The sequence below is a fragment of the Oscillatoria nigro-viridis PCC 7112 genome (genome assembly GCF_000317475.1).
Lineage (GTDB): Bacteria > Cyanobacteriota > Cyanobacteriia > Cyanobacteriales > Microcoleaceae > Microcoleus > Microcoleus nigroviridis.
In genome coordinates, this window is the sequence record NC_019729.1 from 1,879,860 (window position 1) to 1,905,192 (window position 25,333).

Sequence of the window (25,333 nt, forward strand, 5' to 3'; positions counted from 1 at the left end):
TTACCATAATCCAAGTTCGCATGACCCCAGAAGAACAGCAGAAGATCAAAACATCTATTGCAAAATAGTTTTATGATACAATAGAAAATTTTGCTGAGAGTTGATTGAATCCCAACTCCTGACTTATTTGCACTCTTGTCTTACTAGAAACAGGATAAAATGCTAGAAAGTTCTGTTGGTCGTTACAAAATAAGTAAATCATGAAAAATCAATTTTACCTAGGGCTTGCTGAATAAGTGCTGAAAGGTTGACCGTCTGAGGGTTTCGATCGCGATCGCACAGGTGGTAAGTGCAACAAATACAGGTAAAATAGCTCAAAACCCTTGCACGACCCTTAAATGTTGTGTAAATAAAAATAAGCCCAGACGGCACCCCACCAGAAAGCTTTGAATTCCCTCATGGAGGAAAATTACCCTCAGACAACCGTTGGGTAATCATGGCTCAACTGATACCGTGGTCAGAATTTGAGGCAGAATATGCACAAAATTTTGCCGTCTCCATTGGAGCACCAGCCAAATCGTTTCGGATGGCATTGGAGGCATTAATCATCAAAGAAAAATTAGGAACTAGCGACCGCGAAACGGTAGAACAAATTAGAGAAAACCCTTATCTACAATACTTTATCGGCCTATCATCCTATAGCGCTCTCATCCCATTAGATGCCTCCCTATTGGTTCATTTTCGACAAATAATTAGCATCAATTTAGTTAACAAAGTGAACAAAAAAATGGTGCAAAAGCTCCGAGAAGCCACAACACCTCAACCAGAAACAAGCAAAAAAAAACCAGGAGAACCAAGTGAAAGTGAAAATCAGGGAAAACTACTATTAGATGCAACTTGTGCGAGTGCAGATATCGCCTATCCCACAGACATCAGCATTCTCGATAGAGCAAGAATGCAAACAGAAAAAATATTAGATATCCTCTACAAATCGATTAAACATATCTGCCAGAAGAAACCGAGAACCTACCGCAAAACAGCTCGAAAAGACTATCTAGCACTTGCCAAGCAACGCCGACCGAAACACAGCCAAAAAAGAGCAGCAATCAACAAGCAACTGCAATATCTCAACAGAAATCTACCTCATATCGAGAAATTAATTGAGTTAGGAGCGCAATTAGGCAAGTTGAAAAAGCAGAAATATAACATACTGCTAGTTTGTCACGAAGTTTACCGCCAACAAGCATGGATGTACCAAAACAAAACCAATAAGATAGAAGATAGGATCGTCAGCATAACCCAACCCCACATTCGTCCCATAGTGAGAGGAAAAGCAGGAAAACACACAGAATTTGGGGCCAAATTGTCAGCGAGCAGCTTTGAAGGGTATGTATTTTTAGATCGAATTAGTTGGGATAACTTCAATGAATCAGGAGACTTAATCGCCCAAATAGAAGCCTTCAAAGAATTTACGGTAGTAATAAATATGTAGGGCTTGCTGAATAATCGATCGTAAACCAAGATCGGGAGCGATTGATATATTCAAGCCGAGTTAAAGATAAGTTTTCCTACCTCAATCTCACCGAAGCATAAGCGCCGATCGTGTTAAATCCAGAAACAGCTATTGTTTTCCCATAACGGCATAAAAACACCTGGGGGGGTGACAAAGAGGTCTACGAGATAGACTGTATAAGGGTTGCAGCCCGCATAGCTTGTTGGTAAAAGCGGCGTTTAGAAGGAGTTAACTTGCGTTTACTGTTCTACCTCGTCAGAATATTGTCCCTTGATAATTCACCCACTTTTCTCCATCTAAACCTACACCAAATGTACTCCGTCTTCGATATCTTTTTTTAGGTTCTTTGCGGCGAGATACATATTTTTTCACCTGCTTTTTCCTTATTTCATTGCCTTGAAATATTCCCGAACTGTAGGCGAGCGTCATGAGCAAAATCATCTTAATAAGTCGGTCTCCTTTTAAGCTAGTTCCTTCAAGATCGTAGCCTCCCGTTTTACAGTCTCGGAACATTTCTTCAATACCCATCCGTTGCTGGTAAGCATCTATAGCTGCCGGCAACGATCCTAAATCTGTGAGTATAAACCACGCTTCATCAACCTTCCATGCCCCGTAGTTTCTTTTCCACGCTACTTGCAACATCAAATCCAGTAGCAGGCTGAGTTTTTCTCACTCTTTTACCTTGAAAATATAAAGAGGTTCCTGGTACTATTCCTAATTCATCTAACCGTTGCCACACTAAATGTTCCGTTTCGATGCAATGATTTTTTTTAGTCTTAAACAAAAAGATACACCCTTTTCCCTCAGCCAGTTTCCCAAATCGACAGAACAAAATTCACGGTCTCCTAAAACGATGACTTTATCTTCTGAAAATAATGGTAAAACTTGCTGTAAATTGGTTGTTTGTGACTCGAAGTTACTGTTGCCCAATTTTGGCAACAGTGACCAGTATAATGGAATTGCTCTTCGCTCCCAGATCGGGCTAACCATAAACAGATTAATGCGTCCCCATTGACTGCGGTCGATTGATCTTGATAAACGACTACCCACACGGCAATAAGTCATCAACCAATAAGTAATTAATGGGAACCAAATTAGTGAGATAGTTAAGTGAGGCAAATCGAGAAACCTTTGTAGTTTTCTCCGCCGACTTTCTGTTGTAATTGGATAGGGAAATACCCGGGAGAGCCGTTCTAATCTCACTTGTTTTTCTGATTGTATCAAGGGTAGCAAGATTTCAATCAGTTTCAATTGAGCTGAACTTAGTTGTTTCTTAAAATGAATGAGGTAGAATGTTGGTATCATTATTTTTTGGGATAGGCAAGCGTGTAACAATTCTGCTACCTATCTTTTTTTACCACAAGTTGGCTCAATCCTTACTAATTATGGGTTTCAGGCGGGTTGTCACCCCCCCAGGTATTGGAGTGGTTTTTTGATGGCCTGTCTTTATTTGTTGCGAGTGGGTCGTTTTTGTTTGGCAATTAATAAGTAATCTTTTCTTGCCTGATTCCGGTAGGTTCTTGGTTGATTTTTGATTTGACTTTTTAGAGGTTTATAGAGGATGTCTATAATTTTTTCGGTGTGAACTCTGGCTCCGTTTAATAATCCTAAGTCGGTTGGATAGCTAATATCGGCGGGAGCGCAGGTCGCATCTACGATCAGTTTTCCTTGATTAGGTGACTTATTTTTGGCGTCCGAATCCTTTTTTTTTTGATGGCTGTGGTTTCAATCATTTTCTTGACCATTCGTTCATTCACTTTTTCAATTAGGTGGGGACTAATTCTTTGACGAAAGTGAACTAATAGTGAAGGGTCAAATGGTAGTTCATTACTGTAGGTTGATTGACCGATAAAGTATTGCATATATGGGTTTTCACGGATTTGTTCTACTCTTGGACGATCGCTGATTCCGAGTTTTTCTTTAATGATTAATGCCCCCAATGCCATCCGAAACGATTTGGCTGGGGCTCCCAGGGATGTGGGGCTGTTTTCAGCATATTCTGCTTCAAATTCTGACCACGGGATGAGTTTGGTCATTTTTACCCAACGGTTGTCTGCTGACAATTTACATCCGTTGGCTAGTTCAAAATCCAAGGGTTCGACGGGAGCAAGCTCAGCTTTTCTGTACACGATCGCAGGTGGCTATGCACGGGTTTTGACCTATTTTACCTGTTTATCTTGCACTTTACTCTCGATCGCGCGCTCGAAACCCAGGCCACGCAATATGCGATCGATTATTCAGCAAGCCCTATTTACTCTGCCTCTTTTCCTTTGACCTGTGATTTTTTTTCGACTGCCTTTTTTACCCCAACTTTTTCTTCTTATCACTCGTAAACTGAATCCACTTTCACGCCCTTTACCATACCTGTAAAAGCTCTGGGGTTTCTTTTGTTATTCTTAAATACTCAGATAGCTTCTGTTTAAATACTTCTCTTTCAATGGAATTTTATTTGTCCTCTAAACTATATTTAGCCCAAATATAAACGTATTTTTTTTATGTAGTATCCTGGATATCTGGGAACCACTCAATTTAATTCCTGTGACTTTTTCTAAATATGTTGCTAGTCTGGCTGCCGTCCATCTCCCAAATTCATATCCATATTCTGCCGGATATTTATCAATTGTATCTATCAAGATTTTTTCATACTCTGGAGTGACGAAAGCGAAAATTTACTGGGCTTCTTTTATCTAAAAAACTATCCAAATTATCTGGGTCGCCATGAACTGACCAATAAGCTACCGTTGTGTAAGCAATCTCCATAAATTCACTGAATTCTCGATAAATTTTTCCGTCATTTATTAGCAATAAGATGAGAACTTTTTCCCTCACATAATTATCATCAGACTCTTTTAAGAGTTTAATGAGTCTCTGTTTTTGATTTTGAGATAGATGGTTTTTGGCGGGCATACATTCTAACTAACGATCGCTTATCTTATATTTATATTATACAATCTAGCTGCGTATCAGCTTAAACTAGCAGACCGCTGCCAACACGGTAACGAGCGTTTTCCAGTATTAGAAAGCATAGAAAGTGAAGAGATCGCTCTTCTGACTTGTTCTGGCCGGCACTTCTTTTGTAGCGGTACAATTATTCTGGCGTTGCTGTGACCGCTGATTTCTTGAACGATCCGCAATGGAATCCCCGCGTTGCTCATCGCTCGTGAGGGCCGTTCTCCGCAGGCTGTGGGTGGAAGCGCCGGTGATGCCAACTTTCTCGCAAGCTTTCTGGAACAATTGAGAGGCGGCTTCTGGATTCATGTGCTTCCTGCGGTGGTTTAGGTGGCGGCTGGGGAACAGGTACTGGTGATTGGGATGCGAGTAGGTTTCCAACAGCAGCCTCAACTCTTGAATGATCGGGATGGTGCGGGTGACGAGCTTGCCTTTGGTGTTGACGAAAGCGGATAATCGTGGAGGAGCGGACGACGCCCGCCGGGGTGAAAACATCGATGACTTTCAAGCTGCACGCTTCGGCCGTGCAGGCGGTGTACGGGCAAATTCCGAAGAGGGTGCGGTCGCGATCGCTCCAAAATCGACTTGCTACCGTCGCTCTAAATCTTGCCTTCAAACCTCTGATGCCAGATGATATACCCCGACACGGTAACAACCAGAGTGATGCCTCCTCCTACCCAAGCCAGCATAGGATTGTAACCGCTACGGCTGAGGGTCTGCATCCATAGATGGGTGCGATCGGAGGATATCAACCAATCTGCGACGAGCGGAAAAAGATACATCAAAGATGCACCAACGATAAGCCAGCCCGCCATAGAGACGAGGAGAAAGATAGTTTTGGCTGTAGATTGGCTACCCATGAGCAATTGCGGTAAAGAACTAACTTTGAGATTAGCTCTTGAGATGCGTTATGTCAGCACAGCTATGCGATAATCGCGGCCCCGACCAAAGAGACATTACCGATTTACTTGATGGGATGAAAGGAGCGATCGGCAGGGGAAGTGGATGATTCGACGTGAAGGAGCGATCGAAATCATAGATTTCTCCGATGCTAAACATGAAGGAACGTTGGATACATAATAATTAATTATTCCCCATGAAGAAACTCAGCATTGACTCTGATAATAAAATATGCAATTACAACAACGACTGACTGAGATCGACCTTGATGCCTATTTTCAACGAATTGGCTATAGCGGTGACTGCTCGCCTAGGCTGACAACGTTACAGGCAATTCATCAGCGACATTCCGAAACGATCGCCTTTGAAAACCTCAATTCGCTCCTGAAACAACCTGTGAAGCTGGATTTAGCATCCTTGCAACAAAAACTCATCAACCAGGGACGGGGCGGCTATTGTTTTGAGCAAAACTCACTGTTGCGGGCTGTTTTGCTTGCTCTTGGCTTTCAGGTAACGAATCTAGCAGCTCGCGTGCTGTGGAATTTGCCGTCCGGGACGATCGCACCTCGCAGTCATATGGTGCTGGGGGTCAATATTGATGGAGAGCCATACATTGCAGATGCGGGATTCGGAGGATTAACGCTTACCGCGCCGCTTGCTTTGACACCGGATATTGAACAACCTACCTCCCACGAACCATTTCGATTGAGCGCAGCGGATCGCAGCTACATTATGCAAGCATATATCAAGCATGAGTGGAAATCCCTTTACAGATTCGATCTTCAGGAACAAGAATTACCAGATTATGAGGTGAGTAATTGGTACGTTTCAACTCATCCCAACTCGATTTTTGTTACTAATTTGATGGTGGCAAAACCAGATTCAAATTGTCGTTATGCCTTGTGGAATAATCAGCTTACGGTGCATTATTTGGATGGTCGAACAGAACATCGTGTCCTTTCAACGGTTGCAGAGTTCCGCGCTACCCTTGAGAGTGTTTTTTGTCTCAACCTGGGAGCGATCGCCGAGATCGATCGGATGTTACAGCAATTGATTGAGCGGTCGCGTGCGATGACCTAACGGTGAAAGCGGGCAACTCTCGATTTATGGCAAGGGCGACAAGACTCGCGCGGTTCTACTTCCTTCGTCTCTGTATCTAGCACTTTTGAACAGCAGAGGAAGTGCTGGGAATTCGCTCGCCGATTTTTAGGAGTCGGAAAGCTACCAACGGTAGCCGCTTGCACAGGGTTTCGGTGACGCACTTGGTCAAGGAAGCTGCTAAACGCGCGGGAATTTCTGAGAAAACTAGCGCTCACTGGCTGCGTCACTGCCATGCGAGCCATGCGCTCAACAGGGGAGCGCCCATCCACTTGCTGAGTCAAACTTTGGGTCATGCGTCAGTTGCCACGACTTCTAAATATTTACACGCCAAACCAAATGATTCCAGCGGTCTGTAACCCTCTTCTGTCACTCTGGGAAAACAAAAATAAGAGCCAAATTTTTAACTGTAGATATAGCGAGCATTTGAGCGTTTATTTTCATTCCAGAATGGCCCCCATCAGGATTTTTGGTAAAAGTCTTATGCTCTAAGCGTTCCTGATTATTTTTTGCCTAAAGTGACAAAAGAGGGTTAAATTACTCTCTATCTTGCTGATTTTACTCGATCGCTAAAAAGATATCAAATGGGTTCTATAGCCTTTCTCGCTTTGAATTCCAAAATTGGGGGGCTTACGAGGGGCATAATTACCTCCAATTCATCAGTATATTCGCAAAAGCTGTTTCAGGGCTTGGAACTGCTACAGATCCATCAATATCTAACAGTTTTTCGCCTATCCCCACTGTACTCGAAATGGCAGGTTTCCTTTACCTTTCGCAACCTGTACCATCTTTGTCGCGATCGAATTTGTGAGGGTCTGGCGGTAATACTCGGAAGCGACGGTGAGAAATGCCGCCACAATTTAAATCAGGTGGTGCAGGTGGGATGCACACGTCGGGATAACTTGGGTCACAATTAGTTTGTTGAGCTAGTGCAGGTCTTTGTTGAGTTGGTGCAGGTTTATAAGAGGCAATCGCAATATTCAAAACGGCTAATCCTTAGCGTAAGTTTCTGTTCGACTGCTCGCTTCACCCCGATGTCAAAAAATTATTTTTCAGCAATAACAAGCATCTCAAAATCTTCAGTTGTTAATTTGTCATTCCTAGAAAATGCACCCAGTTTGGCACCATAAATATCTATCCTGCTGTAACCGAGAGTTTTAAGTAACCAGGTAATTTCGCTCGGCACATAACACCTTTCATTACAGGCAAGAGATTTCTTGTTTCCCAGGTCATCTTCAAATTCCGTTATGTTGTGCTCTCGGAATGTCATCAAGTCAAAACTATTGCTTTTGCAGGTAGAATTTCCGGCTTCTGTTTTTGATTCATAGAATTGCTCAACCGAATGATATAATGGGAACAATCCATTTAAAGTTGTGAATATAAGTTTAGCATTCGTCTTCAACGAGCGGGTGACATTTTTCAAGATTTCAAAGTTCATTTCATCAGTTTCCATGAGCGAAAATCCTCCTTCGCAAAGCATTATCACTACATCAAATTCATGATTAAATGTCAAATTTCTGGCATCCTGCTGCTGAAAATCAATCATCAATTTTTCAGTTTTTGCTTTATCCCTTGCCCTTTTTATCTGGGATGGGGATAAATCAATTCCAGTAACAGAATATCCCCGCTTTGTCAGTTCAATTGTATGTCTTCCTGTACCGCAGCCCACGTCCAATATTTTTAAGGACTTATTAAATTCTAGTTCTTGTTCTATGAAATCACACTCACCAATTGTCCCTTGTGTAAAAATCTCAGAATCATATTTCTGTCCGTAATTCTCGAATAGGGATTCGTACCATTGTTTTTGAGTCATATTAAAACCCCATCAAGGATAGAAGCTCAGAGGTGTAAATATCTTTAGCTGAATCTAAATTGTAGCTGTTTGTCTACTCCCATGATATCCTATTCCGGTCACTCAACAATTATTAATATGTAAGACCGCAAATAACTTCTCTGAACTTGACAAGCAAGCTGACCATTTTACCCCTCTTTTATCACTCTGCGAGTATAAGTCAGAAATTATGAATGCTTCAAATATTTACGCTTAGGAATGAAAAACCAATAAGGTAGTCCTGCATAGCAAGGAAAACCCTGGGGCGTTACAAATAATCTTGGTCAAAGCCCAATTGTGATGGCAGCGAACCCTGGCGTTTGGTGTGGAGGAACGCGGGAAGTGGCAGTTTTCCTCGCTTTTGAATGTTTAAACCGAAGACAGCCAGCGTTCTTCTTGCCGGTACCGAGAATGACCGCCGCTGCTAAAAGTAACAAACACGGGATTTTGAGTATCGCATTCTAAAAAAGTATACGTCCAAGTTGACCCAGACCAAACAACCTCATCTACTTCATAAATAGGTCGCGACCCTCGCGAGTTGTAAATGCTAACTCTTTGCCCTTTCTGGAATTTTGCACTTGGTTTCATTGAATAAACCTATTTTCCCTTATGATTTTTTGCCAAACTATTTTTCACCCGAATTGCTCTCTTTACTGCCAAATCGGATGCGCGCTTTGGGTCGATCGTAAATCGCCGCCACATCGCTGCCGTCTTTATCAATTAGTACCTCGAAGTCGTGGGTTAAAAAAGTTTCGATTGTGAGAACACACAAATCGGGCAGATCCGGATCGTATGCAACCCTTACAGTTTCGATGGGAATTTCTCTACCGCTCGCCACTTGCGGGCAGAGGCCCTGCCTGTAAATTTCATTCAGTGCCAGCCCTATTAATTCATAAATTGGCTTGTTTTTCGCCATATTTCCCCCTTTAGGTCGATCTGAAATTACTTGAACGCTACCGCTTTTTGTAATTACTACATCGTAATCGTGCGTTAAAAAAGTTTCAATTGAGATAAAGCACAGATCGGGAAGGCTTGGGTCGTATGAAACCTGTACGGTTTCGGTTGGAAAATCTCTGCCGCTACTCGCTTGCGGACAAAGATTTTCTTGATAAATCGCATCCAATGCCAGCCCTATTAATTCATAAATTGGCTTGTTTTTCGCCATATTGCCTCTAAAAATTGTATCTCGCCACTAGATTTTTCCAGGCACGTTCGCGCTGCGGTTGAATCGGTAGATCGCTCGTGCTGCAAGCTACGGGAGGGGCAAGATTCCTCCAGCCAGCTCGCCAGTCGGTCAGAAATTGCTGCAACTAGAAGCTGATATCGGCAAAACTTACCCAGCCAGCCAGCGACAGCCCAATATTTTCTGTTTGCAGCCATCATTATTTTACCTGCTGCGTTACTGCATCTATTCTGGGTATTTCGCGAGCTCGGCGGGATGGATGGAGGCTCCAAGGGGAGACGTTCTTTCACGGGGGGAGCTGAGCGTTCTCAGGTTCGGACGAGATCCTGGGATCGAGAAATGATTTGCCCGGTATAGAACAGTTAAGCGAACTTGATTTTTTATTCAATCTTGCTAAAATTAAGCTTACCGCTGTGATTACAGTTCAGAATAAATTTGAGGAACCGATATGTCAGACTCGAAAGCCCAAGAGCTTAAATTACAACTAGAACAGGTCATTAAAAACAGCGATAATGACAAGCTTTACAATGGAGGCAAAGCCGTTATCAATTTATTACCAGGGGGGTCGCTGGCATCCTATATTTATGAAACTTATGTCAAATCCCCCGCCAATCAGCGGTTGGACAATTTTTTACTGAATCTTGTTGATGCTATCAAAGAAATAGAAGATAAAGTAGAGAGCTTTTCCGCAGACAGCCCGATTTTTCAGACAGCATTAATATCTGCTCTAAGCACCGCAATGCGCCACCACCAAGAACAAGAATTAGCAGCGCTGAGGAATACAGTTTTAAATGCGGGGCTACCCAATGCACCGGAGGCTGATATTCAGAGAATGTTTCTAAATTGGCTAGATGAATTTACAAGCTGGCATTTGATGCTGCTCAGGTATTTGCACGAAGGTACTTATAATGACCTGCAACTTGTTCGAGATGACCTTGAGTTAAAGCGCCCTTTTTACAATCAAGTTTTACAAGACTTAAACGCAAAAGGTTTAATTCAATTGAAAGAAGTGTATGTAACCAAAGAAAAGAATGAGAAATACGAAAGGCAGTTTGGAAGCCTGGGGATTCCATTACCTATACCTCAGCAGATAATCTCAGGTTACGAGCTTCCTTATCGAGATACAAACTTGGTATCTTTCAAGAAAGTTGAGGATATTGACGCAATTGTTCGGAAAAGCGAATATTATTATCAGTACGGCAGCCAAGCCTCCAAGATAGAGCGCGTTACGGATGTGGGTAAATTATTTTTGGATTTCATTAAAAACCCCTTGAAAAAGTAAGCTTTGACCGCTGCCAGCAGTAAAAGCCGATCGTATTGGGGCGATCGCTACTAGCACTATAGAACACGAGAAATCTTTATTTAAGTCCCGCTAGTACCAATCGCCACCCTGCGGGTACAGCGATCGCCCAATATCAAGAGAATCCTTACCTACACCTCTTCTTTCAACCCATCCTCCAGCCACATCCGCACCAAGAGTCCGCTTTCTTGCGCCCCGTTTTAGCAGCCAGCACCATTGGTGACAAGTTAAGGCTGTAAGTCTTTTGTCAAGAGGCTTTCGGAGAGTTCTTAAAAAAGAATTGGTCAGACCCTCGTTGCTTTTCAGGAAAAGGGGCAATAATTAACTTAACATTCGGTTTTCGCTGCTGTTTAATAATGCCTAAATCTCGATTTTGGGGGTCAGCAAAATACTTGATTGGCTCTGTTGCTTTACCTTGATGATGAGCCATAGTAAAATGATAAAGACCGCGATAAATCATTTCTAAAGAAATCTGCTCAAAAGGTAGAGCTAGTTCATCAGCTACCGCATCACCTAAATCTACTAAAACTGCATAAAATAACCAAGTTGCCCAAATCTGTAATTTAATCCCATTGATTGAACCCGTCCATAAATAGCTTAAATCTAACAGCCTTTTTACAATATTAAAAGCTTCTTCAATCCGCCAACGTCTTCGATACAAATCTGCTACTACATAAGGGGGTAATTTTTCTGGCTCTAGCACACTTGTTAAATAAGAATGCCAGGTTTTTATGAACGAACTTCAATCAAACGTAAGGTAATAAACGGAGTTTTCTTTGTTCCAGACCCCAAACGTATCTTACGGTCTCGCAGTCCATAACTATCGGTAAATACTTCCTCTACTTTGATGGCGGCTCCTTTCTTTATTCGGGTAATAAAGTTAACCTTTTGCTCAATTAAGTTTAACCAAAAATAAAGCGATCGAAGCCTCTATCTAATAGTAATAACGTATTTTCGCTGACTAAATTAAGGATATTCTCTTCAAGTTTTACATCAGATTCTTTCGCATTTTCGGTAAACCTAATTTCGACTGGCAATCTAGTTACTAGATCAATTACTGTACTTATTTTCCCCGCCAATTGTCCTATTTTAGCTGACTCTAAGTTTGATAATTTCCGAAATAATGCCTCTAATATTGAACTATCTATAATCCAAATCTGCTCAAATCTTGTTAAGGTAAACTGAATACTTTCTGGTAAGGTTCGTTGATTTCTCCTCTGCCAATTTGTTCTTAAACGCGGTAATAAATCCTTAAATACTTGTTCAAACAGCTCAGCAGGAAAGGTCAAAAATCTTTGTGAGAGTGCTTGTTGGCTGACTTTAGTGGGATTACACCACAGAAAGCCGTCTCTCGTTAACATTCGGGTCAGCTCTCTTACCCCTGCCACATCTCGCCATAGTAAGGTTAAGACCGCAGCCATCATCAATGGCAAGTTGAGAATTCGGTCTCGAAGTTTTAGCTGACGGTAGGAATTTTCCTGATTGAGCATGGCTGGTGTCAGTAATGCTTCTAGTTGCTGGGCAATTACTTCATCCTCTATCAGTGGTCGTTGTTTCTTTTTCGCGTGGTCCCGATTGGTAGTTCTGGTCTTGGTCATGGCTGGTCATAATTGCTCAACTACTTGCCTATTCTGAGTTTCATCTATTTTTTAACCAATGTAAATACCCCCTTGACAATTTACCCATCACCTTAACTTGTCACTAATGAGCCAGCACCGACAGCTTGCGGTACTCTCCTGACGGACATATCTACCGTAAACCTGACCGTCGTTTCTTTGTCTGGCGCTTGGATGCGGTGAGTCAGCCTACTTTTCTTTGATTGAACGGGATGGGTTCTGGCACGGGTGCTTCCGGTATTGGCGGTGTTGGTGCTGGCAATGCAGATTCCGCTGCTGGCTGTGTTTCCGATGTTAGCGATGCTGTTGGTTTTGCCGATGGCGGTAGAGCTTCCGTTTCCATTGGCTGTGTTTCCAGCGCGAGCGTTGTTACTTCCGGTGCTGTTGGTGCAGCTTCCGCTGTACCGAAAACAAACTCGGGCACCGCACTGCCGAGGGATTTGCATTTCTAGCGTCATGACAGCGCTCCTGTAATTTCTTTAAAAAGTTGGCTTCTTTCCCGGAATCTTTCGCTGGTTGACCGCCTGCATTGCTGGATCGAGCTGTGATTGATGCGATCGCCCCAGGCGAATATTGCTGAATAAGACTTGGGTTGAATTGTTTTTTATGAATTGCTGGGCGCATCAACCGTACCTAAATTCAGCAGCGCTAAAAGTTCTAGTTGCTCGGCAGCTCCGCTGATGGGTTATTGTGACTTCGATCGCTTGTAATGCCGACGAGGCTTACCCAACACCTTCGGTATTATCACGCAGAAAATGCCAGCACTATCACTTGCTCTTAAGGGAAACTACGAGATGATTGAGGTGTCGAGTTCAAAGCAATCCCGTGTCTCCAGTCAACCTTCTCCCCGGCGCTATCAACGAAATCATCGCTGCTGTCACCGATACTCACCGCCTTACCAAAGCTGACCGCTACGGCATGATGGCCGCCATCCTCGACGAGTCTATTACTGAAGAAGAACGCGGCTCGCTCGACCGCCTGATTCGCTCCCTGGTCAAAGGTCGAATTCAAGTCGCTGACGAACTCTCTACCGTCTTGTAAAAAACAAAAAGCTGATTGAGAACTCGACACTCTACAGCGGCTTTTTGTTGGGAAAGTTTAGACAAGTCGCGCTGTACAACTCTCTTGCGATTAAGGGGACAGACCGAAATCTTCCGGTTTCCACAAACTCGATGCCGCGCGCCCGAACATGAGAACATCCTGGATTTGCTCTTCGGTCACGCTTTCGTCGAACAGCCAAACTTTGGTGGTGGGGATGCCGGTTTCGCCGTCTCCTTTCGTCCAAATCTTCATAGTTCGAGTTTCGCCGATTGCAATCTTGGGGCGGTCTGCTTCTGCAACAAATCCCAGCGGGTAGAACCCGACTAACTCAGCGCTTTGGGGGTACATCAAATCAACGGCGAGCGTGGGGACAACCTTACCGGTGCGGGGAGCTGCCCAATCCCGCAGCACGATTCTAATTTGAACCGTCCGCCCTTTCCACTTAGCCTTCGACCAGTGGTTGGGCTGCTGTTTGTGCACGTTGTACACCTCGAAAAAACTCGGCGGGTCGGGATTCAATACTTCTCGGTTAACCCTAGAACCGTCAAAAAGCCTCGCTGTAAGTTTCCCTCTAAAAAGCCAACGCACAGAGGTACATGAATTAAAATCCGATCCCTAACTTATTCTATCCTTAATACGGCTCAACCCTAACCGAGAACTACTGACATGATTCCAGCGATTAAAAAAGCTTGGCTTTACACGTTTTGCTTGTTTTTACTGACTCTTGGTTGCACGAGCGTTAACTCCAGCAATAGAGAAGATACTCCCAACAACGAGACAAGTGCACCGAGCGGTATCGCAATATCCAACGCCGAACGCACAAACGAATTACGCGATCGGATCGAACAAATTTCTCAGGCGGCTCTAGGGCGCGTTGGAGTTACAGCCACAGTGCTAGAAACCGGAGAGTCAGTCACTCTGAATGGAGATGGGCAATTTCCGATGCAAAGCGTTTACAAGTTTCCTATTGCAATGGCTGTTCTGGATCGAGTAGACCGAGGAAAACTGAAGCTAGACCAGAAAATTCGTGTAGAAGCCAGCGATGTCCTCCAGGGTAGTCGGATTCTCGACGAAAAATCGCAGGGAATGGAGTTCAGTCTGTCTGAACTATTAAAGTACATGGTTTCTGAAAGTGACAATACGTCTTGTGATGTGCTCTTAAAACTCCTCGGCGAACCAAAGGTTGTCACTGAGTATTTGCGCGGTCTTGGCGTAAACGATATCGTTGTTGCTCAGACGGAGAAGGAGCTGGCGCAAGACACAGCAGCGAAGTACCGCAACTATGCGACACCTGATGCCGCCGTCGCTTTGCTGCGCGCCTTTCACGAGGGAAAAGGGCTTTCAAAATCCAGTCAAGCTTTATTGCTGCAATTGATGACAGAGACAACTACAGGCCCAAAGCGCATTAAAGGACTGTTGCCTGATGGGACGGTTGTGGCCCACAAAACGGGTACTTCGTCTACTGTAAATGGAATGACGGCTGCAACCAACGATATTGGACTCGTGACGCTCCCCAATGGACGGCATCTGGCGATCTCTGTTTTTGTTTCAGACTCTAGAGCAAACGATGCGGTACGCGAGGAAGTCATCGCAAAAGTGGCGAAAGCAGCATGGGACGAATGGAGCAAATAGTTGCTGGAGTTGCAGGTTTTAACGGTCGAGCGCTCTCTTTTATAGCGGAACTCAAAAAGAACTTTTGCGATTCCTAAATCTTTGATACCGCTGGGCGCTGAGCGCATTTTTAGCAACCGATGCCCTTCCACAACAAGTAACGCATTTTCTTGGCTCTGGTTTGCAGGGTTTGCGTCTCTTGGCTTTCATTTGAGCGCTCCCGCGATTTCCTTAAACAGCAGGCTGTACCCATTCCCGGAATATGAGGCAGGTTGACCGCCCCAATCCCACAAGGTAGCGCCCTGACTCGAAGAATCGGCGATCGCCTGTTTTTGGTGGATGACTGATTTGAACGCTTTAACGGTGCCGGCAAGTTTCCCCAACAGCTCCATTGCTTCGGTTTTGAGCTTCGTCTCATTCACGAAGAACCTCGGGCGACAGTTAAACATTCAAACATTCAGCCATCTAGACATTCAGATGTTTAAACGGAACTTCCCCCATACACGGGGGAAGTTTGGTCTGAAACCATTACAGGGTAAGACTTTCCCGGAGGGGGAAAATCTTTTACATGACTACAATTTTCTCTAACCCTTATGTGGCGGGGTTTTTGCTTAAATTCATGATAGAACAATACTTTCGCCCTCAATATTAAGCAAATCTTAAATACATGACTACGGTTTGAGAGCGGTCAATTGGCTAAAACCGAGATGGGGAAAAGAATACAGCCCTCGAAACTCCCCCCGCAGGGGGAAAGTTCCGTTTAAACTGATATTGAGCTACTGTCTAGATGAACGCTTTTCATTGATACTTGAAATTTTTGCGCTGCTTTCAGGGCAATTGCTGTAAATAACTTTGTTGTTCCAGCTCGATAATATTTGTCTAATGCTCTCCCGATTCTGTCATCATTTAATTGTTCTGGCGTCACTCCTTATCCGATTAGATGTTCTGTTGCTTTTCCCACAAAAAATGTGTCAAATAGGTAGATTGGGGCGCTCAAAAATCCCAATCCGTTCAAAATCATTGCTTTCATTACTTGTCCTGGGCTGAGGGTTTCTTTAATTCTTATTCCCACTTTTTTGTTGACTTCTTCTACCAATTCCATTTCATCTATGAGCCCTGCTACTATCCCCAAATGGTCTAAATTTACGATATTTATAGCTTTCGAGGGCTTTTTCATGGTTTTAATGGTTGCTCTACTTGCACCAATTATTATACCTTAAAAAAGCCTCAATTGATTGCTGTGCAATCATTTGAGGCTTGGAAAGTTCTGAATTATTTTGAAATTAAATCCGAGCGAATATCTGCGGAATGTGGGATACAACTAATCGCTTTAAATTTAGTTCCCGTTCCCGCTCTTAACATTTCTTTACTTACTTTGGTTTTTTTATGCCGACCTACTTAAAGCAGCTTTGGGATGACCTAAACTGGGTATTTCGCAGGCAAAATTATGCTCTAGGATTTGGAACAAAGTTTCAATATTCCAACGTTTTCTATACAATTCGGTTACTTGAACTGCACTGACCACTTCCGTTGGTAGGCTAGTAAGAATAGCAATTTCCGACTCGCCGTCACGAGTAGGTTTATGAAGATGCAGGACTACTCGTCGTATTTTTTCTAAATATTCTCCTCTAGGGGTGATACTAATTGTTTGTTCAAAAACAGTGCCTGTCTCGACTTGACCAACTTCGCTCAAAGGAGTCAAAGCTTTCGCTTGGTAGGGTTTTGTGTTCTCTTACCAAAAAGTTGGCTGACGCCTGATGTCAGCCCAAGAGAAATCCTTGAGTACACATATTGCGATCGGCAATCCATAATTCACCGCTTTTAACAGTCTGTAACACCTGCTCAAACAATGCACGCTCTGCACGCTCGCTAGTATAACCATCCAGGCATGGGAATACATTAATTGCTAATCTTAAATCAGGGTCAAGCACAACTAGTACAGCACGGCGGAAATAAACAGACCATATTCGTGGGAAAATAAATAGTCGGCTTAAAAACCGTTTGGGCGAACGTATCAAGGAATCACGGTGTGCCTAAGTTAACTCCTAAAACATTAAATTTAAGCGATGACGAGCGGACTCAACTTCAAAAGTTGAGCGACAGACACAACACGCCGCAACAGATAGCCTTACGAGCGAGAATAATTCTCATGGCATCTGATAACCAAAACCATCGTGAAATTGCCCGAAGTTTAGATATCAATAGGCAAATGGCTCGTTTATGGCGAAATCGATGGCTGGAGACCGACGGCAAGGACTGATCGATTTTGCAAAGATTACAAGATCAAGAGCGTGTGGGTGCACCAGTAAAATTTAGTATGGAACAAATAATCGAGTTGTTTGCATTCTTTGTGTTCGTCACCATTCGATTACGGCAGGCCAATAAGTCACTGGACATAAGCGAACACTGGCAGATGAAATCATGAAACAAGGCATTATTGAAAGCATATCAGTCCGCCATGTGGGAAGATTACTAAAAGAAGCAGAAGTTAAACCCCACGCCTTGTCGCTACTGGTTAACCCCCCCCTGAAGACGCAGAATTTGACGCAAAAGTGGAAGATATTACTGGTTTATACATGAGTGCGATTGAGCGTCATCTTCAGGGGGAACGCACAATATCCATTGATGAGATGACAGGTATTCAAGCGACTGAGCGCTTACAAAAAGACTTGCCAATGCGACCAGGCAAAGTCGCAAGAAGGGAATTTGAGTACATTCGTCACGGCACACAAAGCTTAATTGCTAGCTTCGATGTTGCCACGGGTCAAATTATCGAGCCGACTTGTGGAGATACCAGAACAGAAGTTGATTTTGCCCTTCATATTCGTCGCACAATTGAAACTGACCCTGATGCCCAAAAATGGCATTTGATTATGGACTGCCTGAACACTCATCAGTCTGAGTCCCTGGTTCGTTTGGTTGCAGAAACAGAAGGTTTGGATATTGACTTGGGTATTAAGGGGAAAAGTGGCATCCTTAAATCAATGAAATCTCGCACTACTTTTTTGAATGACCCCGCACACCGAATTGTTTTCCATTACACACCGAAACATTCTTCATGGCTCAATCAAATTGAGATTTGGTTCAGTATTTTGGTTCGCCAGTTACTAAGAAGAGCAAGTTTCGTCAGTACCGATGATTTGAAAAATCGAATCCTGAATTTTATCGACTACTTTAATCACACAATGGCTAAACCTTTTAAGTGGACATATAAGGGCAAAGTTTTGGCTATTTAATGGTCTGCTTATTTTCGCCGTGCTGTACTAGTACAGCATGGCGGAAATAAAGTACCTATTTTATGGGAGACAGGGGCTAAGTGAGATAAATTGTACTCAGAACAGACATAAGGAACGAGAACATGGCACAATTAGCTCCAAAATCATTAACCCTAAGTGAGTGTGAGCGTCAAGAGTTAGAAAAGCTGCTCAATCGCCGTAGCACGCCACAACAAATAGCACTGCGAACAAAAATAATTCTGCTGGCAGACACAGGGAAGAATAACCGTGATCTTGGACGGGAATTGAGCATCACTCGATTCATGGCTCGTAGATGGCGGCATCGATGGTTAGAGTTAAGTGAGCGAAAATTACCAGTTATTGAACGCTTGCAAGACGATTGGCGCTGTGGTGCGCCAGCCAAATTTAGTATGGAGCAAGTTGTAGAATTATTTGCTCTTGCCTGTTGTGAGCCAGAAGATTGCGGACGACCGATCAGTCATTGGACGGCAAGGGAATTAGCAGAAGAGATGGTTAAACAAGGTAGGGTCGAAAGTATATCTCCACGTCATGTAGGACGGTTATTAGAAGAAGCCCAAATTAAGCCTTACTCAGAGTCGCTACTGGTTGACTCCCCCCCCTAGATGAAGAATTTGATGCCAAAGTCCAAAACATCACTAACTTATACATCACAGCAATAGAACGAGCTGTCGTAGGGGAACGAACAGTTTGCATTGATGAAATGACAGGTATTCAAGCAATTGAACGTAAAGAGAAAGACTTACCATTGCGACCAGGTAAAGTTCAACGACGAGAATTTGAGTATATCCGTCATGGCACACAGGCATTAATTGCCAACTTCGATATTGTGACAGGTCAAGTTATCTATCCGACTTGTGGAGACTCACGAACTGAACAAGACTTTGCCCAAAACCTATCTGCTCTGCTCGCTTTGCGACCCTGATACCAAAAAGTGGCATTTAATTATGGATTGCCTCAATACTCATCAGTCTGAATCTTTGGTTCGCCTTGTAGTTGAATTGGAAGGATTAGAAATTGATTTGGGTGTTAAGGGTAAAAGTGGCATCCTTCAATCAATGCAAACACGAGCAGCCTTTTTAAGTGACCCAACGCATCGAATTGTTTTCCATTACACGCCCAAACACTCATCTTGGCTTAATCAAATTGAAATATGGTTTAGTATCCTTGTCCGTAAGCTGCTCAGACGGGGAACTTTCACGAGTACCAATGAACTAAAAAACCGGATATTAGATTTCATCGACTACTTTAATCGAACTATGGCAAAGCCATTCAAGTGGACTTATAAGGGTAAAGTATTAGCGGTTTAGTGGGTATTCTATTTTCGCCGAGCTGTACTAGGGTTTTGCCTGGTAGCGCAGCAGCAGCATGCGGTCTCAGAACTTTCAAGCGATGGTCAGTGGGTGCCAAACAATTACCATCCAGGATTCTGAGAGGATGTTTTAAAAGTGAGGAGCTTTTGTAAGAAAGCTCACAAGGTTTAAGCTGAGATTTGTAGACAACAGCACCTTGTGAGCAAATGACGTGCAGCATATCCTAACAATTTGACATGGGAACAGTGGGAATTAATTGTATACCTGTTTCCAGAAGCTTGCGCGTGGTGGTCGTCCCCGGAGCATAGCAATCTACGCTGTCGTTAATGCCATTCTCGGTAGTGCTATGTCTTGCGATGTACCTGGCGAGCATTACCCGGCGATTTTCCACCTTGGTCTACGGTTTACGGCTATTTCCGAAGATGGCGCCAAGACGGTACGTGGTTGAAAGTCCACGACAAACTTTATCAATGGGTCAGGGTGGCAGCCGGACGGGAGCCTAGTCCCTCAGAAGCTGCTGTAGACAGTCAATCAGTCGAAACAGTAACGATGATCTACCAAGAAGTCGGCTATGATGCAGGTAAAAAAATACACGGGCGGAAGCGACATTTGACAGTTGATTTACGGTAGTCTAGTTTTACGAGTTTTAGTGACATCCGCTTCGATGCCAGAACGTGCTGGAGCCTTCATAAGTCCTCAAACGACTTCATCATATGGGTCGCGTGAATCGCTTACATACGATTTGGATGGATGGTGGGTATCGGGGTGAAGACTTTATGCGATGGGTAATGGATATGTTCCGTTGAATTGTTGAAATCGTCCTAAGACCATTAGAGAAGAAGGGTTTCGTTCACTTACCTAAACGTTGGGTTGTAGAGCGAACTTTTGGGTGGCTCAACTGGTGTCGGCGTTTGAGTAAAGATTACGAAAGACTACCTGAAACTTCGGAGACTTTTATCTATATTGCCATGATACGTATTATGGTTCGACGGCTTGCATAATTTTTAGCTCACTCCTACTTTTAAAACATCCTCTGATTGGATAACCTGATAAGATGGGATGAGGAACACCTCCAATCAGCTCCATTAAAGTTGCCATCGAGGCCGAGGTCTCTCTCAACACTGCTGCGCTGACAGCCAGTTCTATTCCCGACAGTTTTTGATCGACAGCCCTGCGACTCACATTAAGTTCAGTCGCTTTGTGTCGATACGCAGCATTGACGCAAGGATAAATGCCACAAACCACCAAACTCATCATGTCTACAAGACTGGAGAACAATAACTCCCGTGTATATTGGCTTTGAGCGTTTTTCTCAAAAATGCTATCCATTTGCTCATGGCTCAATATACGCTCCATTAGACCTCGCACCATGATGGTGATGGGAGTTTTTTGGACAAATCTGTCAAATATTGCTTCTAGCATCAACTTTTTCCTCGCTTATCCTATTCCCAGCCTACCTTCTGTTCTTCGGAATACACTATCGAGACTGCCGTGCAGACAGGACTTCCAGATCAAGCTCAGCAAACACCTTGACAGGGCTGGGCTAGAAGCCCACCCCACAAGAAAATTTAATGTTTGTGGAACAGGCATCCTGCCTGTTAGGCCACAAGAAAATTTAATGTTTGTGGAACAGGCATCCTGCCTGTTAGGCCCACAAGAAAATTCACTCTTTGTGGAACAGGCATCCTGCCTGCTCTTCAGGATAGTACAAGATGTAAGCAGACACCAATGCAATTCCCAATTCCCAATTCCCTAAATGTTTAACAAAGTTTTGATTGCAAATCGCGGTGAAATTGCCTGCCGAATTATCCGCACCCTCGATCGCCTCGGAATTGCTTCGGTAGCAGTATATTCTGAAGCCGACGCCCGCGCCTCGCACGTTTTTGCCGCCAGCGAAGCCGTTTGTATCGGTGCAGCCGCCGCAGCCGAGAGTTATTTGCGGTTCGATCGCATTCTCGAAGTTGCGCGCCAAACAAAAGCTCAAGCTATCCATCCGGGTTACGGATTTTTGAGCGAAAATGCTGAATTTGCCGAAGCTTGTGCAAGCGAAAATATTGCATTTATCGGCCCGACTCCGAGTCAGTTGCGCTGCTTTGGATTGAAGCACACCGCGCGGGAAATAGCCGCTGCAAATCAAGTGCCGCTAACTCCCGGAAGCGAACTTTTAGCAAGTTTAGAGGATGCCCAAAAAGCGGCTGGGGCGATCGGCTATCCGGTGATGCTCAAAAGTACCGCAGGCGGCGGCGGCATCGGTTTGCAGGCTTGTTTTGGCGATCGAGATTTGGCAGAAGCCTTTGAAAAAGTACAGCGTTTGAGTAAAAGCAATTTTAAACAAAGCGGCGTTTTTTTAGAGAAATACATTCAAACAGCCAGACACATAGAAGTCCAAATCTTTGGAGATGGCAAAGGAAATGTCATAGCCTTGGGCGAGCGAGATTGTTCGGTGCAGCGCCGCAATCAAAAAGTAATAGAAGAGACCCCCGCCCCTGCTATTAGCGACGAACAGCGAAATCAGTTGTACGGTGCAGCCGTGCGGTTGGGAAAAGCGGTAAATTACCAGTCAGCGGGTACTGTTGAATTTGTATTTGATGTCGATGCAAAACAGTTTTATTTTTTGGAAGTCAACACGCGCTTGCAAGTCGAGCACGGCGTTACTGAAGCTGTCAACAACATCGACCTCGTTGAGTGGATGGTAAAACAGGCTTCGGGAGATTTGTTCCCCCTGGAAGAGTACCGCTATCGGCCGCAGGGACACTCAATTGAGGTGCGAATTTATGCGGAAGATGCCGGCAAGAATTTTCAGCCGAGTTCCGGGTTGCTGAATCAAGTTGCGTTTCCCGAAAACGTCCGCTGCGACAGTTGGATAGAAAGCGGCACGGAGGTTACTCCTTTTTACGATCCGCTGCTAGCCAAAGTAATCGTTTGCGGGGATAATCGAACCCAGGCGATCGCTCAACTAAAAGCTGCTTTAGATGCCAGTGAAATAGCGGGAATTGAAACTAATTTAGATTACCTGCGCCAGATTTTGGACGATTCCCGATTCAGCCGGGGCGAACTGAGCACGCGCTTTTTAAACTCTTTTGAATACGCCCCTTTAACGATCGATGTATTGGATGGGGGAACCTACAGCAGCATTCAAGATTATCCGGGGCGGATTGGCTATTGGGATGTTGGCGTGCCACCTTCTGGGCCGATGGATCATCTGGCATTTCGATCGGCAAATCGTTTAGTAGGAAATCCTGAATCGACAGCAGGATTGGAATTCACAGCGACAGGCCCAACTCTGCGCTTTAATGCCGATACAGTTATTAGTTTAACCGGTGCAACTATGAAGGGAACGCTAAACGGCGAATCGGTGCCGTTTTGGACGGCAATTCCCGTTAAAGCTGGCAGCATTCTCAAGTTAAAAGCCATTCAAGGCGGCGGCTACCGCACTTATTTAGCAGTCAAACACGGCTTGAATGTCCCCGATTATTTGGGCAGCAAATCAACTTTTGTACTGGGCAAATTTGGCGGACACGCCGGCCGCACGCTGCGTCCGGGAGATGTGCTTAAACTGCATCAAACTGCAACTCTGGAAGCGGAATTATCTTTGCCTCCCGAACTAATTCCCACCTACAGCAATAATTGGGAAATTGGTGTTTTGTACGGGCCTCACGGCGCGCCGGATTTCTTTACTGAGTCAGACATGGAAATGTTTTTCTCCACAGAATGGCAGGTGCATTACAACTCGACGCGGACGGGCATTCGGCTGATCGGCCCGAAACCGACTTGGGCGCGTCAAGACGGAGGAGAAGCGGGTTTGCACCCGTCTAACATTCACGATAATGCTTACGCGATCGGCACGATCGACTTTACGGGCGATATGCCGGTAATTCTCGGTCTTGACGGCCCGAGTTTGGGAGGTTTTGTGTGTCCTGCTACTATTGTGCAGTCGGAATTGTGGAAAATCGGGCAACTGAAACCGGGGGACAGCATTCGCTTTCACTGTTTGAGTTTTGCTGAAGCTTTGCAGCGGGAATTAGCACAAAATAGGCAAATTGCTACTTTTTGCTTGCCTGTTTTTGGGGAAAATGCGGAGAAATTGCCCGCAGTTTCCGCTTCTCCAATTTTGCACGAAATTCCTGAATTTCCGGGACAGGTTGCTGTTACTTACCGTCAAGCTGGGGATAAATATATTCTAGTTGAATACGGCCCGTTGGTGCTGGATTTAAATTTGCGTTTTCGGGCGCACGCATTGATGGCACAGTTGAAAGCAAATCCGTTGCCCGGTGTGATCGAATTAGTGCCGGGAATGCGATCGCTCCAAATTCACTTTGAGGGCCGCCAGATTTCGCAACAGCAGCTAATGCAGGCGCTGATTGCGGCGGAGGCGGAACTTCCGGCGATCGAGGATTTGGAAGTGCCGGCGCGAATTGTGCACTTGCCTTTATCTTGGGAAGATGAATCGACGCTGTTGGCCATTGAAAAATATATGCAGTCTGTGCGATCGGATGCACCTTGGTGTCCCAGAAATATTGAGTTTATTCGCCGCATAAACGGGCTTGACAGCATCGAACAAGTCAGAGAAATTGTATTTAATGCTAGCTATTTAGTAATGGGTTTGGGAGACGTTTATTTAGGCGCGCCCGTCGCAACTCCCCTCGATCCGCGCCACCGTTTGGTTACTACTAAATACAATCCCGCCCGCACTTGGACTCCTGAAAATGCAGTTGGCATTGGGGGCGCGTATTTGTGCGTTTACGGGATGGAAGGGCCGGGAGGTTATCAATTTGTCGGCCGCACAGTGCAAATGTGGAATCGGTTCAAACAAACGGCGGATTTCCAGTCTGGTAAACCTTGGCTTTTGCGCTTTTTTGACCAAATCCGATTTTATCCGGTTTCTCATGAGGAATTGCACCGCTGCCGGGAAGCATTTATCGAAGGGAAGTTTAAATTAAAGGTTGAGGAAATCACTTTTAATTTGAGAGAATACAATGAGTTTTTGCATTCTATTGCGGGCAGTGCGGCTGAGTTTAAAGCGCAGCAGCAGGCCGCATTTAATGCAGAGCGCGATCGCTGGGCCGCATCCGGGGAATTTGAAGCTGAATCTGCCGCAGAATCCTCGGCGGATGTGGCTTCTGACACGGCGGCGGAGGTTACTTTGCCGATCGGCTGTGAGGCAGTTGTCGCTCACGTTTCGGCCAATGTTTGGCAGGTGCTGGTTAATGTGGGAGATGCGGTTGCTGAGGGCGATCGCCTGTTAATTTTGGAAGCGATGAAAATGGAAATTGCTATTACTGCTGATGGTGCGGGCACTGTCGCTCAGTTGTTTTGTGAAAAGGGAAAAACAGTGACAGCCGGACAAATTCTAGCGGCTGTTCAACCGAATTAATCCCTCTGTTGTCAGTTCGGGGACAGTGGGAAGCTAGGCAGCAACCAAATCTGTAACTACTCTCTGGGTTAGCCGCTGCATACGTTATACGTTAGTTTTGATCCTCAAGGATTCTCGGCTAATTGGGGATTTATTGACCGCCGAGGTCGGTGGGCTGGGGAGCATCTCACTTTTGCAGTTAAGCTAGAAATTGGAGTTTTAAGGCAGGAGGCAGGAGGAAAGAGGAAGAAGGAAGGAGGCAGGAGGAAAGAGGAAGAAGGAAGGAGCCAGAAGAAGTGTTTTTACAAATATGAGATGCTCCCGGTGGGCTGCCCGACCCCAATACGCGGATGTGAATTTCTTCTCAGAAGGATTTGCTGTTGTCGTTGGTGGGCAACAGTGGGACTTCATTCCCCGCTAGACCATCACGC

25 protein-coding genes and 5 pseudogenes are annotated in these 25,333 nt (G+C 44.6%); 13 read left to right on the forward strand and 17 right to left on the reverse strand.

The genetic code is table 11. The features are described 5' to 3' along the window. Positions 1 to 349: 349 nt before the first annotated feature. A pseudogene (locus OSC7112_RS08000) lies at positions 350 to 1,414 on the forward strand (IS5 family transposase); the annotation flags it as partial. A 294-nt stretch (positions 1,415 to 1,708) separates the two neighbouring features. Here OSC7112_RS08000 and OSC7112_RS40810 read toward each other — a convergent pair. The 6 genes and pseudogenes from OSC7112_RS40810 to OSC7112_RS35455 form a co-directional block, all read right to left on the reverse strand. Then, on the reverse strand, positions 1,709 to 2,095 hold the full coding sequence (locus OSC7112_RS40810) for a hypothetical protein (RefSeq protein WP_223300785.1): 387 nt from the start codon (positions 2,093 to 2,095) through the stop codon (positions 1,709 to 1,711). 96 nt (positions 2,096 to 2,191) lie between these two features. Further along, on the reverse strand, positions 2,192 to 2,758 hold the full coding sequence (locus OSC7112_RS40815; protein WP_223300786.1) for a hypothetical protein: 567 nt from the start codon (positions 2,756 to 2,758) through the stop codon (positions 2,192 to 2,194). A 144-nt stretch (positions 2,759 to 2,902) separates the two neighbouring features. Continuing rightward, a pseudogene (locus OSC7112_RS08010) lies at positions 2,903 to 3,582 on the reverse strand (transposase); the annotation flags it as partial. 327 nt (positions 3,583 to 3,909) lie between these two features. Then, the gene (locus OSC7112_RS42320; protein WP_223300787.1) at positions 3,910 to 4,086 is read right to left on the reverse strand and encodes a helix-turn-helix domain-containing protein; all 177 of its coding nucleotides are present in this window, start codon (positions 4,084 to 4,086) and stop codon (positions 3,910 to 3,912) included. 382 nt (positions 4,087 to 4,468) lie between these two features. Then, a complete protein-coding gene (locus OSC7112_RS35450; protein WP_071883974.1) occupies positions 4,469 to 4,897 on the reverse strand; it encodes a tyrosine-type recombinase/integrase in 429 nt (142 codons plus the stop codon). 104 nt (positions 4,898 to 5,001) lie between these two features. Further along, positions 5,002 to 5,262 carry a hypothetical protein gene (locus OSC7112_RS35455; RefSeq protein ID WP_015175438.1) on the reverse strand — a complete coding sequence of 87 codons (261 nt, stop codon included), beginning with the start codon at positions 5,260 to 5,262 and terminating at the stop codon, positions 5,002 to 5,004. A gap of 271 nt (positions 5,263 to 5,533) precedes the next feature. Here OSC7112_RS35455 and OSC7112_RS08025 point away from each other — a divergent pair, with 271 nt between their 5' ends. After that, a complete protein-coding gene (locus tag OSC7112_RS08025) occupies positions 5,534 to 6,382 on the forward strand; it encodes an arylamine N-acetyltransferase family protein (RefSeq protein WP_015175440.1) in 849 nt (282 codons plus the stop codon). A gap of 101 nt (positions 6,383 to 6,483) precedes the next feature. Then, on the forward strand, positions 6,484 to 6,759 hold the full coding sequence (locus tag OSC7112_RS35460; protein WP_071883975.1) for a tyrosine-type recombinase/integrase: 276 nt from the start codon (positions 6,484 to 6,486) through the stop codon (positions 6,757 to 6,759). 406 nt (positions 6,760 to 7,165) lie between these two features. Here the strand turns inward: OSC7112_RS35460 and OSC7112_RS35465 are convergent, their stop codons facing one another. The 4 genes from OSC7112_RS35465 to OSC7112_RS08045 all read right to left on the reverse strand — a co-directional run bounded on the left by OSC7112_RS35465 (position 7,166) and on the right by OSC7112_RS08045 (position 9,396). After that, entirely contained in the window at positions 7,166 to 7,384 is a 219-nt protein-coding gene (locus OSC7112_RS35465) for a hypothetical protein (RefSeq protein WP_223300788.1), read from the reverse strand. Positions 7,385 to 7,445: 61 nt separating this feature from the next. Beyond that, entirely contained in the window at positions 7,446 to 8,213 is a 768-nt protein-coding gene (locus tag OSC7112_RS08035; RefSeq protein ID WP_015175441.1) for a class I SAM-dependent methyltransferase, read from the reverse strand. A gap of 387 nt (positions 8,214 to 8,600) precedes the next feature. After that, on the reverse strand, positions 8,601 to 8,819 hold the full coding sequence (locus tag OSC7112_RS08040) for a hypothetical protein (protein WP_015175442.1): 219 nt from the start codon (positions 8,817 to 8,819) through the stop codon (positions 8,601 to 8,603). A 37-nt stretch (positions 8,820 to 8,856) separates the two neighbouring features. After that, positions 8,857 to 9,396 carry a hypothetical protein gene (locus tag OSC7112_RS08045; protein ID WP_015175443.1) on the reverse strand — a complete coding sequence of 180 codons (540 nt, stop codon included), beginning with the start codon at positions 9,394 to 9,396 and terminating at the stop codon, positions 8,857 to 8,859. A gap of 466 nt (positions 9,397 to 9,862) precedes the next feature. On the opposite strand from OSC7112_RS08045, the gene OSC7112_RS08055 reads away from it, so the two are divergent. Then, positions 9,863 to 10,696 (forward strand): hypothetical protein, encoded by an 834-nt coding sequence (locus OSC7112_RS08055; protein ID WP_015175444.1) that lies wholly within the window; start codon positions 9,863 to 9,865, stop codon positions 10,694 to 10,696. Between the two features lie 265 nt (positions 10,697 to 10,961). Here OSC7112_RS08055 and OSC7112_RS08060 read toward each other — a convergent pair. Continuing rightward, positions 10,962 to 12,258 (reverse strand): annotated as a pseudogene (locus OSC7112_RS08060) (IS4 family transposase). Positions 12,259 to 12,404: 146 nt separating this feature from the next. Continuing rightward, positions 12,405 to 12,788: a hypothetical protein gene (locus OSC7112_RS37970; RefSeq protein WP_015175445.1), complete on the reverse strand. Its 384-nt coding sequence runs from the start codon at positions 12,786 to 12,788 to the stop codon at positions 12,405 to 12,407. Between the two features lie 367 nt (positions 12,789 to 13,155). On the opposite strand from OSC7112_RS37970, the gene OSC7112_RS08070 reads away from it, so the two are divergent. Then, on the forward strand, positions 13,156 to 13,371 hold the full coding sequence (locus tag OSC7112_RS08070; RefSeq protein WP_015175446.1) for a hypothetical protein: 216 nt from the start codon (positions 13,156 to 13,158) through the stop codon (positions 13,369 to 13,371). A gap of 90 nt (positions 13,372 to 13,461) precedes the next feature. Here the strand turns inward: OSC7112_RS08070 and OSC7112_RS08075 are convergent, their stop codons facing one another. Next, complete coding sequence (locus OSC7112_RS08075) at positions 13,462 to 13,959, reverse strand: hypothetical protein (RefSeq protein WP_015175447.1); 498 nt, start codon at positions 13,957 to 13,959, stop codon at positions 13,462 to 13,464. Between the two features lie 78 nt (positions 13,960 to 14,037). Between OSC7112_RS08075 and bla the strand changes: the two genes are divergently transcribed. Further along, positions 14,038 to 15,003 carry a class A beta-lactamase, subclass A2 gene (gene bla / locus OSC7112_RS08080; RefSeq protein ID WP_015175448.1) on the forward strand — a complete coding sequence of 322 codons (966 nt, stop codon included), beginning with the start codon at positions 14,038 to 14,040 and terminating at the stop codon, positions 15,001 to 15,003. A 185-nt stretch (positions 15,004 to 15,188) separates the two neighbouring features. Here bla and OSC7112_RS08085 read toward each other — a convergent pair whose 3' ends face one another. The 3 genes and pseudogenes from OSC7112_RS08085 to OSC7112_RS34395 all read right to left on the reverse strand — a co-directional run bounded on the left by OSC7112_RS08085 (position 15,189) and on the right by OSC7112_RS34395 (position 16,684). Beyond that, complete coding sequence (locus OSC7112_RS08085) at positions 15,189 to 15,404, reverse strand: hypothetical protein (protein WP_150111513.1); 216 nt, start codon at positions 15,402 to 15,404, stop codon at positions 15,189 to 15,191. Between the two features lie 341 nt (positions 15,405 to 15,745). Next, positions 15,746 to 16,159, reverse strand: a pseudogene (locus OSC7112_RS37975) (DUF4277 domain-containing protein); the annotation flags it as partial. Between the two features lie 207 nt (positions 16,160 to 16,366). After that, on the reverse strand, positions 16,367 to 16,684 hold the full coding sequence (locus OSC7112_RS34395; protein ID WP_051041496.1) for a transposase: 318 nt from the start codon (positions 16,682 to 16,684) through the stop codon (positions 16,367 to 16,369). Positions 16,685 to 17,011: 327 nt separating this feature from the next. On the opposite strand from OSC7112_RS34395, the gene OSC7112_RS40825 reads away from it, so the two are divergent. From OSC7112_RS40825 to OSC7112_RS34400, 6 genes and pseudogenes are all read left to right on the forward strand, one after another. Beyond that, positions 17,012 to 17,242, forward strand: a complete 231-nt coding sequence (locus OSC7112_RS40825; RefSeq protein ID WP_223300789.1) for a helix-turn-helix domain-containing protein — start codon at positions 17,012 to 17,014, stop codon at positions 17,240 to 17,242. 161 nt (positions 17,243 to 17,403) lie between these two features. Next, positions 17,404 to 17,562, forward strand: a complete 159-nt coding sequence (locus OSC7112_RS40830; protein WP_223300790.1) for a hypothetical protein — start codon at positions 17,404 to 17,406, stop codon at positions 17,560 to 17,562. Continuing rightward, positions 17,535 to 18,218: a transposase gene (locus OSC7112_RS08105; RefSeq protein WP_083888135.1), complete on the forward strand. Its 684-nt coding sequence runs from the start codon at positions 17,535 to 17,537 to the stop codon at positions 18,216 to 18,218. Before OSC7112_RS40830 ends, OSC7112_RS08105 begins: the two co-directional genes overlap by 28 nt. A gap of 122 nt (positions 18,219 to 18,340) precedes the next feature. Beyond that, on the forward strand, positions 18,341 to 18,841 hold the full coding sequence (locus OSC7112_RS08110; RefSeq protein WP_051041497.1) for a helix-turn-helix domain-containing protein: 501 nt from the start codon (positions 18,341 to 18,343) through the stop codon (positions 18,839 to 18,841). Positions 18,842 to 19,093: 252 nt separating this feature from the next. Continuing rightward, the gene (locus OSC7112_RS42325; RefSeq protein WP_397319076.1) at positions 19,094 to 19,546 is read left to right on the forward strand and encodes a transposase; all 453 of its coding nucleotides are present in this window, start codon (positions 19,094 to 19,096) and stop codon (positions 19,544 to 19,546) included. Between the two features lie 234 nt (positions 19,547 to 19,780). After that, positions 19,781 to 20,550 (forward strand): annotated as a pseudogene (locus OSC7112_RS34400) (IS5 family transposase). Here OSC7112_RS34400 and OSC7112_RS08125 read toward each other — a convergent pair. Then, positions 20,528 to 20,971, reverse strand: a complete 444-nt coding sequence (locus OSC7112_RS08125; protein ID WP_041622426.1) for a hypothetical protein — start codon at positions 20,969 to 20,971, stop codon at positions 20,528 to 20,530. The pseudogene OSC7112_RS34400 and the gene OSC7112_RS08125 sit on opposite strands and share 23 nt — an antisense overlap. 334 nt (positions 20,972 to 21,305) lie before the next feature. Here OSC7112_RS08125 and uca point away from each other — a divergent pair, with 334 nt between their 5' ends. Then, entirely contained in the window at positions 21,306 to 24,923 is a 3,618-nt protein-coding gene (gene uca, locus OSC7112_RS08130) for an urea carboxylase (RefSeq protein WP_015175449.1), read from the forward strand. The last annotated feature ends 410 nt before the right edge of the window (positions 24,924 to 25,333 follow it).

Coding starts and splice junctions, on each gene's coding strand:
- OSC7112_RS08110 (WP_051041497.1), top strand. CDS start 18,341: ATGGCACAATTAGCTCCAAAATCATTAACCCTAAGTGAGTGTGAGCGT.
- OSC7112_RS08055 (WP_015175444.1), top strand. CDS start 9,863: ATGTCAGACTCGAAAGCCCAAGAGCTTAAATTACAACTAGAACAGGTC.
- uca (WP_015175449.1), top strand. CDS start 21,306: ATGTTTAACAAAGTTTTGATTGCAAATCGCGGTGAAATTGCCTGCCGA.
- OSC7112_RS08025 (WP_015175440.1), top strand. CDS start 5,534: ATGCAATTACAACAACGACTGACTGAGATCGACCTTGATGCCTATTTT.
- bla (WP_015175448.1), top strand. CDS start 14,038: ATGATTCCAGCGATTAAAAAAGCTTGGCTTTACACGTTTTGCTTGTTT.
- OSC7112_RS08125 (WP_041622426.1), bottom strand. CDS start 20,971: ATGCTAGAAGCAATATTTGACAGATTTGTCCAAAAAACTCCCATCACC.
- OSC7112_RS37970 (WP_015175445.1), bottom strand. CDS start 12,788: ATGACGCTAGAAATGCAAATCCCTCGGCAGTGCGGTGCCCGAGTTTGT.
- OSC7112_RS08045 (WP_015175443.1), bottom strand. CDS start 9,396: ATGGCGAAAAACAAGCCAATTTATGAATTAATAGGGCTGGCATTGGAT.
- OSC7112_RS08035 (WP_015175441.1), bottom strand. CDS start 8,213: ATGACTCAAAAACAATGGTACGAATCCCTATTCGAGAATTACGGACAG.
- OSC7112_RS40810 (WP_223300785.1), bottom strand. CDS start 2,095: ATGTTGCAAGTAGCGTGGAAAAGAAACTACGGGGCATGGAAGGTTGAT.
- OSC7112_RS08040 (WP_015175442.1), bottom strand. CDS start 8,819: ATGAAACCAAGTGCAAAATTCCAGAAAGGGCAAAGAGTTAGCATTTAC.
- OSC7112_RS35455 (WP_015175438.1), bottom strand. CDS start 5,262: ATGGGTAGCCAATCTACAGCCAAAACTATCTTTCTCCTCGTCTCTATG.
- OSC7112_RS40815 (WP_223300786.1), bottom strand. CDS start 2,758: ATGATACCAACATTCTACCTCATTCATTTTAAGAAACAACTAAGTTCA.
- OSC7112_RS35450 (WP_071883974.1), bottom strand. CDS start 4,897: ATGTTTTCACCCCGGCGGGCGTCGTCCGCTCCTCCACGATTATCCGCT.
- OSC7112_RS40830 (WP_223300790.1), top strand. CDS start 17,404: ATGAAACAAGGCATTATTGAAAGCATATCAGTCCGCCATGTGGGAAGA.